This is a genomic window from Pseudomonas sp. R5-89-07, assembly GCF_003851685.1.
Classification (GTDB): domain Bacteria; phylum Pseudomonadota; class Gammaproteobacteria; order Pseudomonadales; family Pseudomonadaceae; genus Aquipseudomonas.
Genome location: NZ_CP027727.1, coordinates 4,202,957 through 4,219,904, shown reverse-complemented (window position 1 = coordinate 4,219,904; position 16,948 = coordinate 4,202,957). Strand labels below are relative to the sequence as shown.

Here is a 16,948-nt window from a genome sequence, read left to right as displayed (position 1 = left end):
ACCATGAGTTTGCTCAGTATCGGGATGTCAGGGCTTAACGCCGCTCAAGGATCGTTGTCGGTTCTGAGTAATAACATTGCCAACGTCAACACCCCGGGATACTCGCGTCAGCAGACCACGCAGAACGCCGGTGCCAGCAACCCCTACGGCGGCGTGTACATCGGCACCGGTACGACGCTGGCGGATGTGCGCCGCATTTATAACGATTTTCTAGGCGCTGCCTATCAAGGCAGCACCGCCCTCAACAGTGACGCCACCACTTACGCGGGCCAGGCCGCTGCGATCGACAAGACCCTGTCGGACAAGTCGACCGGCATGTCGGCCGTGCTCAGCGCATTTTTTGCCTCCCTGCAGACCGCGGCGGCAACGCCCAGCGATGTGTCCGCGCGGCAGTTGCTGGTCACCAGCGCCCAGACCTTGAGCAACCGCTTCAACGCGATCTCCACGCAGTTGACCCAGCAGAAAGAAGGCATCAACGCCCAACTTAGCACCATGAGTGACCAGGTCAACAAACTGACGTCGTCGATTGCATCGCTCAATGCTCAAATCACCACCGCCCAAAGTTCGTCGACCAGTGCGCCGGCCAACTTGCTGGATGCGCGTAATGAGGCTGTGCGTTCGCTCAATGAACTGATCGGCGTGACGGCCACCGAGAAAAACGGTCAGTTCAGCATCAACACCGGCACCGGCCAGTCGTTGGTGGAGGGGAGTATCGCCAATACGATCTCGGCGGTGCCGAGCAAGGCCGACAACAGTCAGTACACCATCCAGCTGAACATGGGCGACACTGCGATTGACATCGGTAATGTAGTCAGCGGCGGCAGTATTGGCGGCCTGTTGCGTTATCGCAGTGATGCGCTGATGCCCGCCATCAATGACTTGGGGCGCATCGCCATTGCCACCGCCGACAGCGTGAACAGCCAGTTGGGGCAGGGCCTGGACCTGAACAGCGATTTTGGCTCCTCGCTGTTCGGCGACATTAACAGCGCCATCGCGATTGCCCAGCGAAGCCAGGCGTCAGCGGGTAACAGTGCGGGTTCGGGCAACTTGAATGTGACGATCGCCGACAGCAGCAAGCTGTCGACCTTTGACTACAAGGTGACCTTCACCAGCGGTAACCTTTACAACGTGGTGCGCTCGGACGGCAAAGCCATGGGCTCGTTCGATACCACCACCACGCCGCCACCGGTGATTGACGGTTTCACCCTGGCGTTGAATGGCGCGGGCCCGGTCGCGGCCGGTGACAGCTTCAAGATCAGTCCGACGGCTAACGGCGCCAGCGGCATCAGTGTCGAACTCAAAGACCCGAACAAGCTTGCTTTTGCCGCGCCTTTGGCCGGTAACGCCAGCAAGACCAACACCGGTACCGGTGCGTTCACGCCTCCCACCTTGACGGTGCCGATCGATATCAATGGTGGCGCGGCCACCGCCCAGTTGCGCACCGGGATCGAAAACTCGATGCCGGTGAAAATGCTCTTCGGCAAGCCTGCGGCGAATGGCACCCAGCCGTATTCGATCAGTGATGCCCAAGGCAATCCGCTCGGCAGCGGTACCATCATTCCGGGTCAGGGCAACAAGATCACCATCAACGTGCCGATGCGCGATGCCGCCGGCGCGTTGATTCCGGGCAAAAGCTTCAGCTTTGACACCAGTGTGTCCGGTGCGCCCGCCGACGGCGACAGCACGACCTTTTCATTCAACAGTGGCGCCACGTCCGATGGCCGCAACGCCCAGCAGTTGCTGGGGTTGCAGACCAAGGCGACGGTCGGCGCGGTGGATGGCAATGCGGGCGTGAGCCTGGTCAGCGCCAACAGTCGGCTGGTGTCCCAGGTGGGCTCCAAGGCAGCCCAGGCCAATACCGACAGCACTGCAACCGGGGCCTTGCTGGCGGCGAACAAGGCGGCCAGCAACTCTGTGTCCCAGGTCAACCTGGACGAGGAGGCGGGCGACATGATCAAGTTCCAGCAGTACTACACGGCGTCGTCGCAGATCATCAAGGCCGCGCAAGAAACCTTCAGCACACTGATCAACGCCCTTTAAAGGAGTCTGGAACGATGCGTATCTCTACACAGCAGTATTTCGACACCAGCTCCACCAAGTACCAGGACAACTATTCCGGTGTGGTGAAGGCCCAGGACCAGGCGTCTACCGGCGTGCGTGTGCAAACCGCTTCCGATGACCCGGTGGCCGCGGCCCAGTTGCTGATGCTGCAACAACAGAAAGACATGCTGGGGCAGTACAACGGCAACATCACCACCTTGCAGAACTCGCTGAACAACGAAGAAAGCGTGCTGTCGAGCATCAGCCTGGCGATGCAGACCGCCAGTGGCCTGGCGCTGCAGGCGGGTAACCTGCAGATGAGCAACGATGATCGCAAGGCGATCGCCGCCCAGGTGGGAGCGCTTGAAGATCATGTGCTGGGCCTGCTCAACAGCAAGGACTCCAGCGGCAACTACATGTTCTCCGGGGCCAAGACCGACACGCCACCCTACAGCCGTAACAACGATGGCACCTACACCTATCAGGGTGATGAAACGCCGTTGAGCCTGCAGGTATCGAGCAACCTGTCGATTTCCATGGGCGATACCGGCAAGACCCTGCTTGAAAGTTCTTCCAATGTCGGTCGCACCCAAACCACGCTGTTGCCGCCTTCGGTCGATGACGGCAAGGTCTCGATTTCGGCCGGCCTGGTGACGTCCGGCACGGCTTATACCAAGAGTTTCGCCGATGGCCAGCCATACAAGCTGACCTTCGCCAGCAGCACCCAATACAGCGTAACCGACAACGCGGGTAACGACGTCACGTCGGAGATCACCGGCAACGGTATGTTCGACTCCACCAAGGAAGGCGCGGCCAGTGTCAACCTGCGCGGAGTCAAGTTCGACATCACCTTGAACCTGGGAGCGGGTGTAGCCTCGGGGCCTCCCTCCGACGTCCTGGTGGCCGGCAAGGAATTCACCCTTGAAAGCAAGCCGGATACCTTCAGCAGCTCGCGTACGGCAAACAATGCGTCCACCGCGCAGCTGACCGGTGGTCGCGTCACTGATCAGGCCACGTACGCCAGCACTTTCCCGAACTCGGGGGCGGTGATCAAATTTACCAGCGGCACCGCCTACGACGTGTACGCCCAGCCCTATACGGTTGATAGCAAATCCATTGCCTCGGGCACCATTGCCGCGGGCGCGACAACAGTCACCGCGGTCGGGGTGACCTTTGATGTGAGCGGCACGCCGGGTGCCGGCGATCAGTTTTCGATCGGTGCCACGAGCAACAAGAACATGAACGCCCTGGATACCCTGGGCCAATTGCGCAAAGCCCTGGAGACTCCGGCAGATGGTGATCCGATTGCCAGGGCCAAGCTCAAGGATGTCATCAATACCTCGATTGGCAACCTGGCCAACGCCGACGCGCAGATCAACCAGGTACGCGGCTCCATTGGTGCGCGGCAGAACGCCTTGGATATTCAGGGCCAGGAAAACACCAGCCTGGGTCTGGCCAACACCTCCACCATGTCATCGCTGGCCAACGTCGATATGGGGCAGGCTGCGATTGACCTGACGTTGCAGCAGACCATGTTGCAGGCGTCCCAGTTGGCCTTTGTGAAAATCTCCCAGTTGAGCCTGTTCAATAAAATGTAAATTCTGGCGGTAGACCAGCGGCTCATCCCGGAAACGGGGTGGGCCGTTGTCGTTTTTGCGGCTGATTTGTTTGCGGATTTTGCACGGATCCATTGAAAATTGAGTGACCTGTGAGTCATAAAGCGCATCTTCACTGTATCGTGTGAAAAGGATAAGTCGCCTTGCCGTTGTTATTGCGCGGCGTTCAGCGAGATCTTTATGGGGTTATCCCCTTTATTGTCAGCACTTCGGGCCCAGGCCCTGGGGTGTTCTCCAGCTATTTAGTATTGGGAAGCCACAATGATTGGCATAAAAAGCATCGCCAGTTACGTGCCGGCGGACGGTATCGATAACTACGCCCAGGGTGCCAAATTCGCCAAGGATGAAGAATTCATCATCGGCAAGATCGGTTCGGCGTTCCTGCCGCGCAAGGAAGCCGCGCAGGAAACCTCCGATCTGTGTGTCGAGGCGGTCAACGCGTTGTTTGCCAACAACCCGGACTTGAAGCGCGAGTCCATCGACGCTGTGATCGTCGTCACCCAGAATGGCGATGAAGAAGGGCTGCCCCACACCGCAGCCATCGTCCAGGACAAACTGGGCCTGCCGACCCACGTGGCCGCCTTCGATATTTCCCTGGGCTGTTCCGGGTACGTGTACGGCATCTACGCGATGAAGGGTTTCATGGAAGCCACCGGCCTGAAAAACGGCCTGCTGATCACGGCCGACCCGTACTCGAAAATCGTCGACCCGGAAGATCGCAACACCACCATGCTGTTCGGCGACGCCGCCACCGCCACCTGGATGGGCGAAGACGCGCCTTGGTTGCTGGGCAAATCCAAGTTCGGCACCGACGGTTCTGGCGCGCCGCATCTGAAGGTCAGTGATGGCGTGTTCTTCATGAACGGCCGCCAGGTGTTCAACTTCGCCTTGCTGAAAGTGCCGGCGCATTTGCACGAGCTGCTCGATGAGTCGGACCTCAAGCCCGATGACATCGATGCGTTCTGCATCCACCAGGGCAGTGCGGCCATTGTTGACGCCGTGGCGCGGCGTTTCGAAGACGCGCCGGTAGAGAAGTTCATCAAGGACATGGTCGAGACCGGCAACACCGTGTCATCGAGCATTCCGTTGCTGCTGGAAAAGCATGTGATGGACGCCACCTGGAAACGCGTGGCGATCAGTGGCTTCGGTGTGGGCCTGTCCTGGGGTTCGGCGATTCTCTATCGCCCATGACGTTTCATTAGACCGGTTCTGCATAAAAGCGAACGCTGATGATCAAAAGATCATCGGCGTTTTTTATTTGGCGCCAAAAAAAACCATAAAATCGCAGGTTGGAGTCGGCCCAAGGCCTTGAATCACAAGGGGTGGCACGGCGCCATTAAAAAAAATCAAAAAAATCCTCAAGCAACCGGCTACCACGACGATAACTATTACGTAGGTTCTCTAGGCCACACCCGGCGGTTGCCAGGGCCGGAAGCCGCAGTACACCACCCACGAGGATTTCGTCATGGCATTAACAGTAAACACCAACCTTGCTTCGTTGACCGTTCAGAGCAACCTGAACAAGGCTTCCGGCGCTCTGCAAACTTCCATGCAGCGTCTGTCCTCCGGCCTGCGTATCAACAGCGCCAAGGACGATGCGGCCGGCCTGCAAATTTCCAACCGTCTGACCAGCCAGATCAACGGCCTGGGCGTTGCAATCAAAAACGCCAACGACGGTAGCTCGATCGCTCAGACCGCTGAAGGCGCGATGCAGCAGTCCACCAACATCCTGCAAAGCATGCGTACCCTGGCCCTGCAATCGGCCAACGGCTCGCCAAGCGCTGAAGACCGCAAGTCGAACCAGGCTCAATACGCTGCTCTGACTGCTGAACTGACCCGTATCGCTACCACCACCACCTTCGGTGGCAAGAACCTGCTGGACGGTTCTTTCGGTACCACTTCGTTCCAGGTCGGCGCCAACGCCAACCAGACTATCGACATGAGCATCGGTAACGTTGCAGCCAACAACATTGGTTCGCAGCAGCTGAAAACTCAAGCTCTGACGCCTTCGGCAACCGGTATTACCGGTGGTGCTGTCACCGTTACCGGTGGTGGCCAGACCGCTACTGTGACCCTGGCTGCTGGCGCTTCCGCCAAGCAGATCGCTGCGCAAATGAACGGCGCCGTTGGTGGCCTGTCTGCGAGTGCCAGCACCGAAGCTCAGTTCACCGTGAACACCGGTACCATCGCTGCTGCCACTCCGCCGAGCGCTAACTTCACCCTGCAAGTGGGCAGCGGTGCAGCCGTTCAGTTCACTGGCGTGACCAGCACTTCCGACCTGGCTGACCAACTGAAGTCCAACGCTGCCAAGCTGGGCATCAGCGTCAACTACGATTCGTCCACCAACGCCCTGTCGGTCAAGTCCGACACCGGTGAGAACCTGACCTTCAACGCCGGTGACGGTGGTGCTGCTGGTATCTCGGTTGCTACCAAAGACGGCACCGGCACCTACGGTACCGCTACTGCCCTGGCCGCCACCGCTATTATCGCCACTGGTGCTGTTTCGCTGAACTCCTCCAGCAGCTACGCGCTGAACGGCGCTGGTGTAGCCGGTGTGTTCGCTGCCGGTGCCGCGACCGCTGCCAACTCGGCCAAAACCACCGTCAACAACACTGACATCACCACGGCTTCCAACGCGCAGAACTCGATCGACGTGATCACCCAGGCGATCTCGGACATCGACTCCCAGCGTGCCGGTCTCGGTGCTGTACAAAACCGTTTCGACAACACCGTTGCCAACCTGCAGAGCATTGCAGACAACTCCAGCGCCGCTCGCGGTCAGATCCAGGACGTTGACTACGCTGCAGAAACTGCTCAGCTGACCAAGCAACAAACCCTGCAACAGGCTTCCACTGCGATCCTGTCCCAGGCCAACCAACTGCCATCCGCTGTACTGAAGCTGCTTCAGTAATAGCCATCGGTAGATGACTGACGGAAGGGCGCGTTTACGTGCCCTTTTGTCTTTTGCGTGATGAGGAGATTGGACATGGACATGAGCATCAAGTTGAACCTGTCTTATCCTGCAGCGGCGCCGCAGAGCGTTTCTGCTCCCGTAAACAATGACCTGCAGAAGTCCAAGGTAGACCCTACTGCTGCCACGGTCGAAACCAAGCAGGACACGAAGCCGTCCGACCTTCAACAGGCGGTAACGGACATTCGCAAATTCGTCCAGGCTGCCCAGCGCAACCTGGATTTTTCGATTGATGACAGCACCCATCAGGTGGTCGTCAAAGTCATTGCGACTGACAGCGGCGAAGTTATCCGCCAGATTCCGTCGGAAACCGCATTGAAACTTGCACAGAGCCTTCACGACGCCAGCAGCGTACTGTTTGACGCCAAAGTCTGAGCTGGCATGAATTTTGTTGCTGTAGCTGCTTTTAGGCGTCGTCCGTCAATAAAGCGCCAGCCCCGATCAGGAGAAGTGTCATGGGTGATATCACGGTAAGCGGCCCGGTTACAGGGATTAATACCGAGTCGATCGTTACTGCCTTGGTGAACGCGGAGCAAGCGCCCAAGCAGTCGCAGATCAACAAACAGACGCAGACGCAGACCGCCCAGCTGTCCTCGATCGGTAAGATTCAAGCGGCGCTGTCGGCGTTTCGCGGCGCCATGGACAACATGGCCAAGGACGCCAGTATCGGTGGCCTGACAGCCTCGACCTCGGATACCGCCGTATCCAGTGTGACCTTGGGTGCCGGTGCTTCCGCGGGCAGCTATCAGCTGGTGGTCAACCAGTTGGCGACCGCCTCGAAGATCGCGACCCAGAATTTCGCCGGTGGCGCCAAGACCGTCGTCAACGCCGGCAGTACCGCGACGACCCTGGAGATTTCCCAGTCAGGCCAGAGTTATGGCGTGAGTGTCGCGCCGGGCGCCACCCTGCAGCAGGTGCGAGATTCGATCAACTCGCAATACAGCAGCGCAGGCTTGAGCGCCAACATCCTGACAGACGCCACCGGTTCGCGCCTGGTCGTCACCTCGACCAACACCGGCGCCGGCACCGACATTACCCTGGGCGGTAATTCCGGCCTGCAAACCGGTACTTCGGTGGTGGGCGGTGCGCCGCAGAATGCCAAATACACCATTGACGGTACGGCTCAGGAGTCCAAGAGCAATACCTTGTCCGATGCGATCAGTGGTGTGAGCATCAAGCTGACGGCCGTGTCGCCGCTGCCCACCGGCGAACAGGACACGACCAAGCGAATTGCGTCGACCATTACGGTCACCCGTAGCAACGACACCCTCAAAAGTTCGGTCAAGGGTTTTGTCGATACCTATAACGCACTGATCACCGCGATCAGCACCGAGACCAAAGTAACCACCAACCCTGACGGCAGCACCACGCCGTCCGCGCTGACGGGCGATGCCACCATGCGCTCTTTGCAATCGGCGCTGCGCAGCGAGTTGAACGCACTGAGCGGTTCGGGCACGTTGAAGTCTCTGGCTCAATTTGGCGTGAACACTGACCAGACCACCGGCAAGCTGAGTATTGACGATAAAATCTTCAGCGCGGCAGTCGCTAGCAACCCTACGGACATCGGCGGCATTTTCAACGGTGACAAGGGCCTGCTGGCGCGCATGAAAACCGCGACCGACAGTTATGCGCTGAGCGGCACTGGCGTGCTCGCCACGCGCAGCTCGACGTTGTCGGATAACCTCAAGGACCTGCAGAACCAGCAGGACACCCTGACCGCGCGTATGGCTGCCCTGAAGACGAGCCTGACCGCCAAGTACACCACGATGAACAACCTGGTCGCCCAGCTTACCAACCAACGCTCCAGTGTCATGACAACCCTCAATGCGCTGAACAAAAACAATTCGGATAGTTGATCCGCGTTGCAGTCGCCCCGGTGAGCGGCACCGGGCGCGGCTTCGCCTGATCGGCGGGTTAAAGTTTTGTGTAGTCCCGACGACATATTAGTCAGAGCCCATCCTATTTAGCTGTTGCCTGTCACGAGGTCGAAAAATGAATCCCATGAGAGCCCTTCGCCAATACCAGAAGGTCAATTCCCATGCCCAGGTCTCCGAGGCCAGCCCGCACCGTCTGGTCCAGATGCTGATGGAAGGCGCATTGGATCGCATGGCTCAGGCCAAAGGCGCCATGGCTCGTGGTGATATCGCGCAGAAAGGCCTGCTGTTGGGCAAGGCGATCGATATCCTGATCGGTCTGCGCGATGGCCTGAACCCGGAAAAAACCGATGACCCGGCCGCCTTGCAGCAATTGGACAACCTGTACGCCTATATGACCACGCGTTTGCTTGAAGCCAACAGCAAGAGCGATGTCACGATGATCGATGAAGTGGCGGGCCTGATGATTACCTTGAAGGAAGGTTGGGACGGTATCGCAACACAGTAGGCCCCTTGGCCTGAGGATGATGTCATGAGCCACGCCCTGCAACGGATTGACGAGACCCGCGAAGCCTTGGTGGACGCATTGGCGCAACGTAACTGGGACGCTATCGGCGAACTGGACCTGGGTTGCCGTGCGGTGATCGATGAGGCGCTGCACAATGCGCCGGTAGACGAAGCCGCGCTCCGCGAGAAGCTTGAGAGCCTGCTGGCGGTGTATCAGCAATTGCTTGAGGTGACGACCGGCGAGCGTCAAGCGATTTTTGAAGAGATGTCGCAGATCAACCGCGCGCAAAATGCGTCTAAGGTCTACCATCTGTTCGGCTGAATAGGCGCAGTTAATCCTACCGGGCGTCATAAATTTGACTGTGGCAGCTTTTTTGACTTAACTAGTGCTGTTTTCAGAGTTCAGACGTCTATAGAGTACGAAATCCTACGGCCGTCTTGATTGCCCTCATTCCGGGGCAGGAAGTTTTACTAGGGAAGTTGCTATTGCATGTGGCGTGAAACCAAAATTCTGCTGATCGATGACGATAGCGTCCGCCGCCGCGATTTGGCGGTGATTTTAAATTTTCTCGGTGAAGAAAATTTACCCTGCGGTAGCCATGATTGGCAGCAGGCGGTCAGCTCGTTGGCGTCGAGCCGTGAAGTCATTTGTGTGCTGATCGGGACGGTAAACGCTCCAGGCGCTGTTTTGGGCTTGTTAAAGACACTGTCAACCTGGGATGAGTTCCTTCCAGTGTTGCTGATGGGCGATATTTCTTCTGTCGACCTGCCTGAAGACCAGCGCCGCCGGGTACTTTCCACCCTGGAAATGCCGCCCAGCTATAGCAAGCTGCTCGATTCCCTGCACCGCGCCCAGGTCTATCGCGAGATGTACGATCAGGCCCGTGAGCGCGGCCGTCACCGTGAACCCAACCTGTTCCGCAGCCTCGTCGGCACCAGCCGGGCGATCCAGCACGTACGCCAGATGATGCAGCAAGTGGCCGACACCGATGCCAGCGTGCTGATCCTGGGCGAGTCGGGCACCGGCAAAGAAGTGGTCGCGCGCAACCTGCACTATCACTCCAAGCGTCGCGACGGGCCGTTCGTGCCGGTCAACTGCGGGGCGATCCCGGCAGAGCTGCTGGAAAGCGAATTGTTCGGCCACGAGAAGGGCGCCTTTACCGGGGCGATCACCAGCCGTGCCGGGCGCTTCGAACTGGCCAATGGCGGCACGCTGTTCCTCGACGAAATCGGCGATATGCCGCTGCCGATGCAGGTCAAGCTGCTGCGCGTGTTGCAGGAGCGCACCTTCGAACGCGTGGGCAGCAACAAGACCCAGAGCGTGGACGTGCGCATCATTGCCGCCACCCACAAAAACCTCGAAAGCATGATCGAGGTCGGCAGCTTCCGCGAAGACCTGTACTACCGCCTCAACGTATTCCCGATCGAGATGGCGCCGCTGCGCGAGCGTGTGGAAGACATCCCGTTGCTGATGAACGAACTGATCTCGCGCATGGAGCACGAAAAACGCGGCTCCATCCGTTTCAACTCCGCCGCGATCATGTCCCTGTGCCGCCACGGCTGGCCGGGTAACGTGCGCGAGCTGGCCAACCTGGTGGAGCGCATGGCGATCATGCACCCCTATGGTGTGATCGGCGTGGTCGAGTTGCCGAAGAAATTCCGCTATGTCGACGATGAAGACGAGCAACTGGTCGATAGCCTGCGCAGCGACATGGAAGAGCGCGTGGCCATCAACGGCCATACGCCGGACTTCGGTGCCACGGCCATGCTGCCGCCGGAAGGCCTGGATCTGAAGGACTACCTCGGCAACCTGGAACAAGGCCTGATCCAACAGGCCCTGGACGACGCCAGCGGCATCGTTGCCCGCGCCGCCGAGCGCCTGCGTATCCGTCGAACCACCTTGGTGGAGAAGATGCGCAAGTACGGCATGAGCCGCAAAGAAGGCGATGAACAGGCGGATGATTGACGCCTGTTTTTCAAGCGACTGAAATCCAGGTAGTTTTTTTTCGGCACGGGTATTGCTACAGCCCTCGCAACGTTCCGTTTCACTGACGGTCAGCCAAGCGAGAGAGCATGATGCCCCACGCCGCCCAATTATCTGCGGCCCCTGCCATCCAGGGGCTGGTTTCGCCTGTAGAGCCGCTGACCCGCCCGGGTCTTGAGCAGGCGTTCTCGCAGTTCAACCAGATGTCGAGCCAGTTGACCGATTCCTACAGTCTGCTCGAAGCCCGGGTGTCCGAGCTTAAAGGCGAGCTCGCAGTGGTCAGCGCCCAGCGCATGCAGGAACTGGCCGAAAAAGAACGCCTGGCCAATCGCCTGCAGAATTTGCTCTCGCTGCTGCCCGGTGGCGTGATCGTCATCGATGACCAGGGCCGTGTGCGCGAAGCCAACCCGGCCGCCTGCGACCTGCTCGGCCTGCCGCTGGAAGGCGAGCTGTGGCGTCACGTCATCACCCGCTGCTTTGCGCCGCGTGACGATGACGGCCACGAAGTTTCCCTCAAGGACGGGCGCCGCCTGTCCATCGCCACCCGGTCTCTGGATGCTGAGCCGGGTCAGTTGGTGCTGCTCAATGACCTGACGGAAACCCGTCACCTGCAAGACCAACTGGCCCGGCATGAGCGTTTGTCGTCGTTGGGGCGCATGGTCGCTTCCCTGGCGCATCAGATCCGCACGCCGCTGTCGGCAGCGTTGATCTACGCCAGTCATTTGACTGATGAGCAATTGCCGGCCGCCACCCATCAGCGTTTTGCCGGGCGTCTCAAGGAGCGCCTGCATGAGCTGGAACACCAGGTGCGCGACATGCTGGTGTTTGCCCGCGGCGAATTGCCCTTGACCGACCGCGTCACCCCGGCCGGTTTGATGCAGGCCCTGCAAGCGGCCGCGTCCACGCATATCCAGGGCGCGAACCTGCGCTGGCAGTGCGACAGTCACCAAGGCGAGTTGCTGTGCAATCGCGACACCCTGGTCGGCGCGCTGCTCAATCTAATCGAAAACGCCACCCAGGCCAGCGGTCCCGGTGCGCGGCTCAAGGTGCACCTGTACAGCCGCGAGCAAACCCTGCGCCTGTGCATCAGCGACAGCGGCAGCGGTATAGCGCCGGCGGTGCTGCAGCGCCTGGGCGAACCTTTTTTCACCACCAAGACCAACGGCACCGGCCTGGGCCTGACCGTGGTCAAGGCAGTGGCGCGCGCGCATCAGGGAGAATTGCAGTTGCGCTCCCGGTTGGGGCGCGGCACCTGTGCATTGATGACCTTGCCGCTGTTTTCCAGCGCGGCAAGCGCGGAGTAGAAGGGACATGACTATCAAGGTTTTATTGGTTGAAGACGATCGCGCCCTGCGTGAAGCATTGGCTGACACGCTGCTGTTGGCGGGCCATGACTACCGCGCGGTCGGCTCAGCCGAGGAGGCCTTGGAGGCGGTGGAGCAGGAGGCGTTCAGCCTGGTGGTCAGCGATGTGAACATGCCCGGCATGGACGGCCACCAGTTGCTCGGCCTGTTGCGTGCGCGCCAGCCGCAATTGCCGGTACTGCTGATGACCGCCCATGGCGCGGTGGAGCGGGCCGTGGACGCCATGCGTCAAGGGGCTGCGGATTACCTGGTCAAGCCGTTCGAGCCCAAGGCGCTGATCGAACTGGTGGCCAGGCATGCCCTGGGCGTGATTTCGGCGGGGGAGGGCGACGGTCCGATTGCCTTCGAGCCGGCCAGCGCGCAACTGCTGGATCTGGCGGCCCGTGTGGCGCGCAGTGACTCCACCGTATTGATCTCTGGCGAGTCCGGCACTGGCAAGGAAGTGTTGGCGCGCTATATCCACCAGCAATCGAGCCGGGCCCGGCAGCCGTTTATCGCGATCAACTGCGCAGCGATCCCGGACAACATGCTCGAAGCCACGCTGTTCGGCCATGAAAAGGGCTCGTTCACCGGCGCCATCGCGGCCCAGGCCGGCAAGTTCGAACAAGCCGACGGCGGCACCATTCTGCTCGACGAAATTTCGGAAATGCCCCTGGGTCTGCAAGCCAAGCTGCTGCGTGTGTTGCAGGAGCGCGAAGTGGAGCGGGTGGGCGCACGCAAGCCGATCCAGCTGGATATCCGCGTGGTCGCCACGACCAACCGCGACCTGACGGGCGAAGTGGCGGCGGGGCGGTTTCGCGAAGATCTGTTCTATCGCCTGTCGGTGTTTCCGCTGGCCTGGCGCCCGTTGCGCGAGCGCCCCGCCGATATCATTCCCCTGGCCGAGCGCCTGCTGAACAACCACGTCAAGAAAATGAAGCACGCCCAGGCGCGGCTGTCGGCCGAGGCCCAGGCCTGCCTGGTCGGTTATCCATGGCCGGGCAATGTGCGCGAGCTGGACAACGCGATCCAGCGCGCCCTGATCCTGCAGCAAGGCGGCTTGATCCAGCCCCAGGATTTCTGCCTGGCCCTGGGCAATGGCGTGGCGCCGTTGCCGAGCCTGGCGCCGGCAGCGGTGCTTGCCGAAGCAGAATCGGCCGGCGCCCTGGGCGATGACCTGCGTCGCCGCGAATTCCAGATGATCATCGACACCCTGCGCGCCGAGCGCGGCCGCCGCAAAGAAGCGGCCGAGCGTCTCGGCATCAGCCCGCGCACCCTGCGCTACAAGCTGGCGCAGATGCGCGACGCCGGGATGGATGTGGAAGCGTATCTCTTCGCCACCTGAGCAGAACCTAGGCTGACAAGGTTTGTCGCCTTTTCTTACGAATCGCCACGGAGCTGGCACCCTTGTTGCTACCACCCCTAGTAACCGCTGCGTAGTGTCAAAAAATTGCGGGTCGTCGGAGAGAGAAGTTCATGAGCCAGGGTATTGAGTTCAATCGGTTGATGTTGGATATGCGCTCCATGCAAATGGATGCCATGGCTCAGCCGAAATCCGTCGCGCCAGCGCCGGAATTGGGCCAAAGCAATTTTGCCGACATGCTCGGTCAGGCAATCAATAAAGTCAGTGATACCCAGCAGGCCTCCAGCCAGTTGGCGACCGCGTTCGAGATCGGTAAAAGCGGCGTGGACCTCACCGATGTGATGGTCGCCTCGCAAAAGGCCAGTGTTTCCTTCCAGGCCTTGACCCAAGTGCGTAACAAGCTGGTTCAGGCTTATCAAGACATCATGCAGATGCCGGTTTAAGGGCGAGATTTAAGTCATGGCAGAAGCAGTCGTGGACAACGTACCCGCCAAGACAGACGGCAAGCCGCCGCTGTTTGGCCTGTCGTTCCTGGAAAACCTCTCGGAAATGACCATGCTGCGTCAGGTGGGCCTGATGGTCGGCCTGGCGGCGAGCGTGGCGATTGGTTTTGCCGTGGTGTTGTGGTCGCAGCAGCCTGATTACCGGCCGCTGTACGGCAGCCTGGCGGGCATGGATTCCAAACAGATCATGGAAACCCTCGCCGCCGCCGACATCGCCTACACCGTAGAGCCCAACTCCGGCGCCTTGCTGGTCAAGGCCGATGATGTGGCGCGTGCACGGATGAAACTGGCGGCCGCCGGCGTGACGCCGTCCGACAGCAATATCGGCTTTGAAATCCTCGACAAGGACCAGGGGCTGGGCACCAGCCAGTTCATGGAAGCCACCCGCTACCGTCGCGGCCTGGAAGGCGAACTGGCGCGGACCATTTCCAGCTTGAACAACGTCAAGGGTGCCCGCGTGCACCTGGCCATTCCGAAAAGCTCGGTGTTCGTGCGTGATGAGCGCAAGCCAAGCGCCTCGGTATTGGTCGAACTGTTTTCCGGCCGCTCCCTGGAGCCAGGCCAGGTGCTGGCGATCGTCAACCTGGTGGCCACCAGCGTGCCAGAGTTGAGCAAGTCGCAAATCACCGTGGTCGACCAGAAGGGTAACCTGCTCTCCGACATGGCCGAAAACTCCGCGCTGACCCAGGCCGGCAAGCAGTTCGACTACAGCCGTCGCATGGAAAGCATGCTCACCCAGCGCGTGCACAACATCCTGCAACCGGTGCTGGGCAACGACCGCTACAAGGCTGAAGTGTCCGCTGACGTAGACTTCAGCGCCGTGGAATCGACGTCCGAACAATTCAACCCGGACCAGCCCGCCCTGCGCAGCGAGCAGTCCACCAGCGAGCAACGCACTGCCAGTAATGGCCCGCAAGGCGTACCGGGGGCCCTGAGCAACCAGCCGCCGGCCCCGGCGTCAGCACCGCAAACCACCGGCGGCGCCGCTGCCACCGCTGGCGCGATTGCGGCCGGCCAACCGCTGCTGGACGCCAATGGTCAGCAGATCATGGACCCGGCCACCGGCCAGCCGATGCTCGCGCCTTACCCGGCGGACAAGCGTAACCAGTCCACCAAGAACTTCGAACTCGACCGTTCCATCAGCCACACCAAGCAGCAGCAGGGCAAGATCAATCGCCTGTCGGTGTCGGTGGTGGTCGATGACCAGGTCAAGGTTAACGCCGCTGACGGCGCCGTCACCCGCGCGCCTTGGAGCGCCGACGAATTGGCACGCTTCACCCGCCTGGTGCAGGACGCCGTTGGCTTCGACGCCAGCCGTGGCGACAGCGTCAGCGTGATCAACATGCCGTTCTCTGCCGAGCGCGGCGAAGTGATCGCCGACCCGGCGTTCTACACCCAGCCGTGGTTCTGGGACATCGTCAAGCAAGTGCTGGGTGTGATGTTCATCCTGGTACTGGTGTTTGGCGTGCTGCGCCCGGTGCTCAACAACATCACCGGTAACGGCAAGAAGCAACTGGCCCTGGCCGGTGGCGACGTGGAACTGGGCGGCATGGGTGGTCTGGACGGCGAACTGGCCAACGACCGCGTCAGCCTGGGCGGCCCGCAAAGCATCCTGTTGCCAAGCCCGAGCGAAGGCTATGACGCTCAGTTGAACGCAATCAAGAGTCTGGTGGCAGAAGACCCGGGCCGTGTGGCCCAGGTCGTGAAAGAGTGGATTAACGCTGATGAATGATCGAGTCGCTGTTGCCAAGCTCTCCCGGGTCGACAAAGCTGCCGTGTTGCTGCTGTCGTTGGGCGAAACCGACGCCGCCCAAGTGCTGCGCCACATGGGCCCCAAAGAGGTCCAGCGCGTCGGCGTGGCCATGGCGCAGATGCGCAACGTGCACCGCGAGCAAGTCGAACAGGTGATGAGCGAGTTCGTCGAGATCGTCGGCGACCAGACCAGCCTGGGCGTCGGCTCCGACAGCTATATCCGCAAAATGCTCACTTCGGCCCTGGGCGAAGACAAGGCCAACGGCCTGATCGACCGCATCCTGCTGGGCGGCAACACCAGTGGCCTGGACAGCCTCAAGTGGATGGAGCCGCGCGCGGTCGCCGACGTGATCCGCTACGAACACCCGCAGATCCAGGCCATCGTCGTGGCCTACCTGGACCCGGACCAGGCGGGTGAAGTGCTCGGCCACTTCGACCATAAAGTGCGCCTGGACATCATCCTGCGCGTGTCTTCGTTGAACACCGTGCAGCCGGCCGCCTTGAAGGAACTCAACACGATTCTGGAGAAACAGTTCTCCGGCAACTCGAACGCCTCGCGCACCACCCTGGGCGGGATCAAGCGTGCCGCCGACATCATGAACTTCCTCGACAGCTCGGTCGAAGGCCAGTTGATGGACTCGATCCGCGAGATCGACGACACCCTGTCCGGCCAGATCGAAGACCTGATGTTCGTGTTCAACAACCTCGCCGATGTCGACGACCGTGGCATCCAGGCGTTGCTGCGCGAAGTGTCGTCCGACGTGCTGGTGCTGGCCCTCAAGGGCTCGGACGAAGGCGTCAAGGAAAAGATCTTCAAGAACATGTCCAAGCGTGCCTCCGAACTGTTGCGCGACGACCTGGAAGCCAAAGGCCCGGTGCGCGTCAGCGACGTGGAGACCGCGCAGAAAGAAATCCTCACCATTGCCCGCCGTATGGCCGAAGCCGGAGAAATCGTTCTCGGCGGGAAGGGCGGCGAAGAAATGATCTAAGGCGCC

At 60.4% G+C, this 16,948-nt stretch carries 14 protein-coding genes; all 14 read left to right on the top strand.

Annotated features, from left to right (window positions below):
• Positions 1–3 precede the first annotated feature (3 nt).
• The 14 genes from flgK (at position 4) to fliG (ending at position 16,942) form a co-directional block, all read left to right on the top strand.
• A complete protein-coding gene (gene flgK / locus C4J94_RS19185) occupies positions 4–2,040 on the top strand; it encodes a flagellar hook-associated protein FlgK (RefSeq protein WP_124387595.1) in 2,037 nt (678 codons plus the stop codon).
• A 14-nt stretch (positions 2,041–2,054) separates the two neighbouring features.
• Positions 2,055–3,638 (top strand): flagellar hook-associated protein 3, encoded by a 1,584-nt coding sequence (locus tag C4J94_RS19180; RefSeq protein ID WP_124387594.1) that lies wholly within the window; start codon positions 2,055–2,057, stop codon positions 3,636–3,638.
• Positions 3,639–3,917: 279 nt separating this feature from the next.
• Positions 3,918–4,847, top strand: coding sequence for a ketoacyl-ACP synthase III (locus tag C4J94_RS19175; RefSeq protein ID WP_124387593.1), 930 nt, complete (start codon positions 3,918–3,920; stop codon positions 4,845–4,847).
• 274 nt (positions 4,848–5,121) lie between these two features.
• On the top strand, positions 5,122–6,567 hold the full coding sequence (locus C4J94_RS19170) for a flagellin (RefSeq protein ID WP_124387592.1): 1,446 nt from the start codon (positions 5,122–5,124) through the stop codon (positions 6,565–6,567).
• A 75-nt stretch (positions 6,568–6,642) separates the two neighbouring features.
• Entirely contained in the window at positions 6,643–7,002 is a 360-nt protein-coding gene (locus C4J94_RS19165; protein ID WP_124387591.1) for a flagellar protein FlaG, read from the top strand.
• A gap of 80 nt (positions 7,003–7,082) precedes the next feature.
• Positions 7,083–8,483, top strand: coding sequence for a flagellar filament capping protein FliD (gene fliD / locus C4J94_RS19160; RefSeq protein WP_124387590.1), 1,401 nt, complete (start codon positions 7,083–7,085; stop codon positions 8,481–8,483).
• Between the two features lie 136 nt (positions 8,484–8,619).
• Positions 8,620–9,009 carry a flagellar export chaperone FliS gene (gene fliS / locus C4J94_RS19155; protein ID WP_003175320.1) on the top strand — a complete coding sequence of 130 codons (390 nt, stop codon included), beginning with the start codon at positions 8,620–8,622 and terminating at the stop codon, positions 9,007–9,009.
• A gap of 24 nt (positions 9,010–9,033) precedes the next feature.
• On the top strand, positions 9,034–9,330 hold the full coding sequence (locus C4J94_RS19150) for a flagellar protein FliT (RefSeq protein ID WP_124387589.1): 297 nt from the start codon (positions 9,034–9,036) through the stop codon (positions 9,328–9,330).
• A 168-nt stretch (positions 9,331–9,498) separates the two neighbouring features.
• Positions 9,499–10,974 (top strand): sigma-54 dependent transcriptional regulator, encoded by a 1,476-nt coding sequence (locus tag C4J94_RS19145; protein ID WP_124387588.1) that lies wholly within the window; start codon positions 9,499–9,501, stop codon positions 10,972–10,974.
• Positions 10,975–11,084: 110 nt separating this feature from the next.
• Positions 11,085–12,296, top strand: coding sequence for a PAS domain-containing sensor histidine kinase (locus C4J94_RS19140; protein ID WP_124389019.1), 1,212 nt, complete (start codon positions 11,085–11,087; stop codon positions 12,294–12,296).
• A 7-nt stretch (positions 12,297–12,303) separates the two neighbouring features.
• Complete coding sequence (locus C4J94_RS19135) at positions 12,304–13,680, top strand: sigma-54 dependent transcriptional regulator (RefSeq protein ID WP_124387587.1); 1,377 nt, start codon at positions 12,304–12,306, stop codon at positions 13,678–13,680.
• Positions 13,681–13,811: 131 nt separating this feature from the next.
• Positions 13,812–14,141, top strand: coding sequence for a flagellar hook-basal body complex protein FliE (gene fliE / locus C4J94_RS19130; RefSeq protein ID WP_124387586.1), 330 nt, complete (start codon positions 13,812–13,814; stop codon positions 14,139–14,141).
• Between the two features lie 16 nt (positions 14,142–14,157).
• Positions 14,158–15,933, top strand: a complete 1,776-nt coding sequence (gene fliF / locus C4J94_RS19125) for a flagellar basal-body MS-ring/collar protein FliF (RefSeq protein ID WP_124387585.1) — start codon at positions 14,158–14,160, stop codon at positions 15,931–15,933.
• Positions 15,926–16,942 (top strand): flagellar motor switch protein FliG, encoded by a 1,017-nt coding sequence (gene fliG / locus C4J94_RS19120; protein ID WP_057721344.1) that lies wholly within the window; start codon positions 15,926–15,928, stop codon positions 16,940–16,942. Before fliF ends, fliG begins: the two co-directional genes overlap by 8 nt.
• Positions 16,943–16,948 lie beyond the last annotated feature (6 nt).

Bases quoted from the DNA above. Each gene is read 5' to 3' on its own strand.
- flgK (WP_124387595.1), top strand. From the start codon at position 4: ATGAGTTTGCTCAGTATCGGGATGTCAGGGCTTAACGCCGCTCAAGGA.
- C4J94_RS19180 (WP_124387594.1), top strand. From the start codon at position 2,055: ATGCGTATCTCTACACAGCAGTATTTCGACACCAGCTCCACCAAGTAC.
- C4J94_RS19175 (WP_124387593.1), top strand. From the start codon at position 3,918: ATGATTGGCATAAAAAGCATCGCCAGTTACGTGCCGGCGGACGGTATC.
- C4J94_RS19170 (WP_124387592.1), top strand. From the start codon at position 5,122: ATGGCATTAACAGTAAACACCAACCTTGCTTCGTTGACCGTTCAGAGC.
- C4J94_RS19165 (WP_124387591.1), top strand. From the start codon at position 6,643: ATGGACATGAGCATCAAGTTGAACCTGTCTTATCCTGCAGCGGCGCCG.
- fliD (WP_124387590.1), top strand. From the start codon at position 7,083: ATGGGTGATATCACGGTAAGCGGCCCGGTTACAGGGATTAATACCGAG.
- fliS (WP_003175320.1), top strand. From the start codon at position 8,620: ATGAATCCCATGAGAGCCCTTCGCCAATACCAGAAGGTCAATTCCCAT.
- C4J94_RS19150 (WP_124387589.1), top strand. From the start codon at position 9,034: ATGAGCCACGCCCTGCAACGGATTGACGAGACCCGCGAAGCCTTGGTG.
- C4J94_RS19145 (WP_124387588.1), top strand. From the start codon at position 9,499: ATGTGGCGTGAAACCAAAATTCTGCTGATCGATGACGATAGCGTCCGC.
- C4J94_RS19140 (WP_124389019.1), top strand. From the start codon at position 11,085: ATGCCCCACGCCGCCCAATTATCTGCGGCCCCTGCCATCCAGGGGCTG.
- C4J94_RS19135 (WP_124387587.1), top strand. From the start codon at position 12,304: ATGACTATCAAGGTTTTATTGGTTGAAGACGATCGCGCCCTGCGTGAA.
- fliE (WP_124387586.1), top strand. From the start codon at position 13,812: ATGAGCCAGGGTATTGAGTTCAATCGGTTGATGTTGGATATGCGCTCC.
- fliF (WP_124387585.1), top strand. From the start codon at position 14,158: ATGGCAGAAGCAGTCGTGGACAACGTACCCGCCAAGACAGACGGCAAG.
- fliG (WP_057721344.1), top strand. From the start codon at position 15,926: ATGAATGATCGAGTCGCTGTTGCCAAGCTCTCCCGGGTCGACAAAGCT.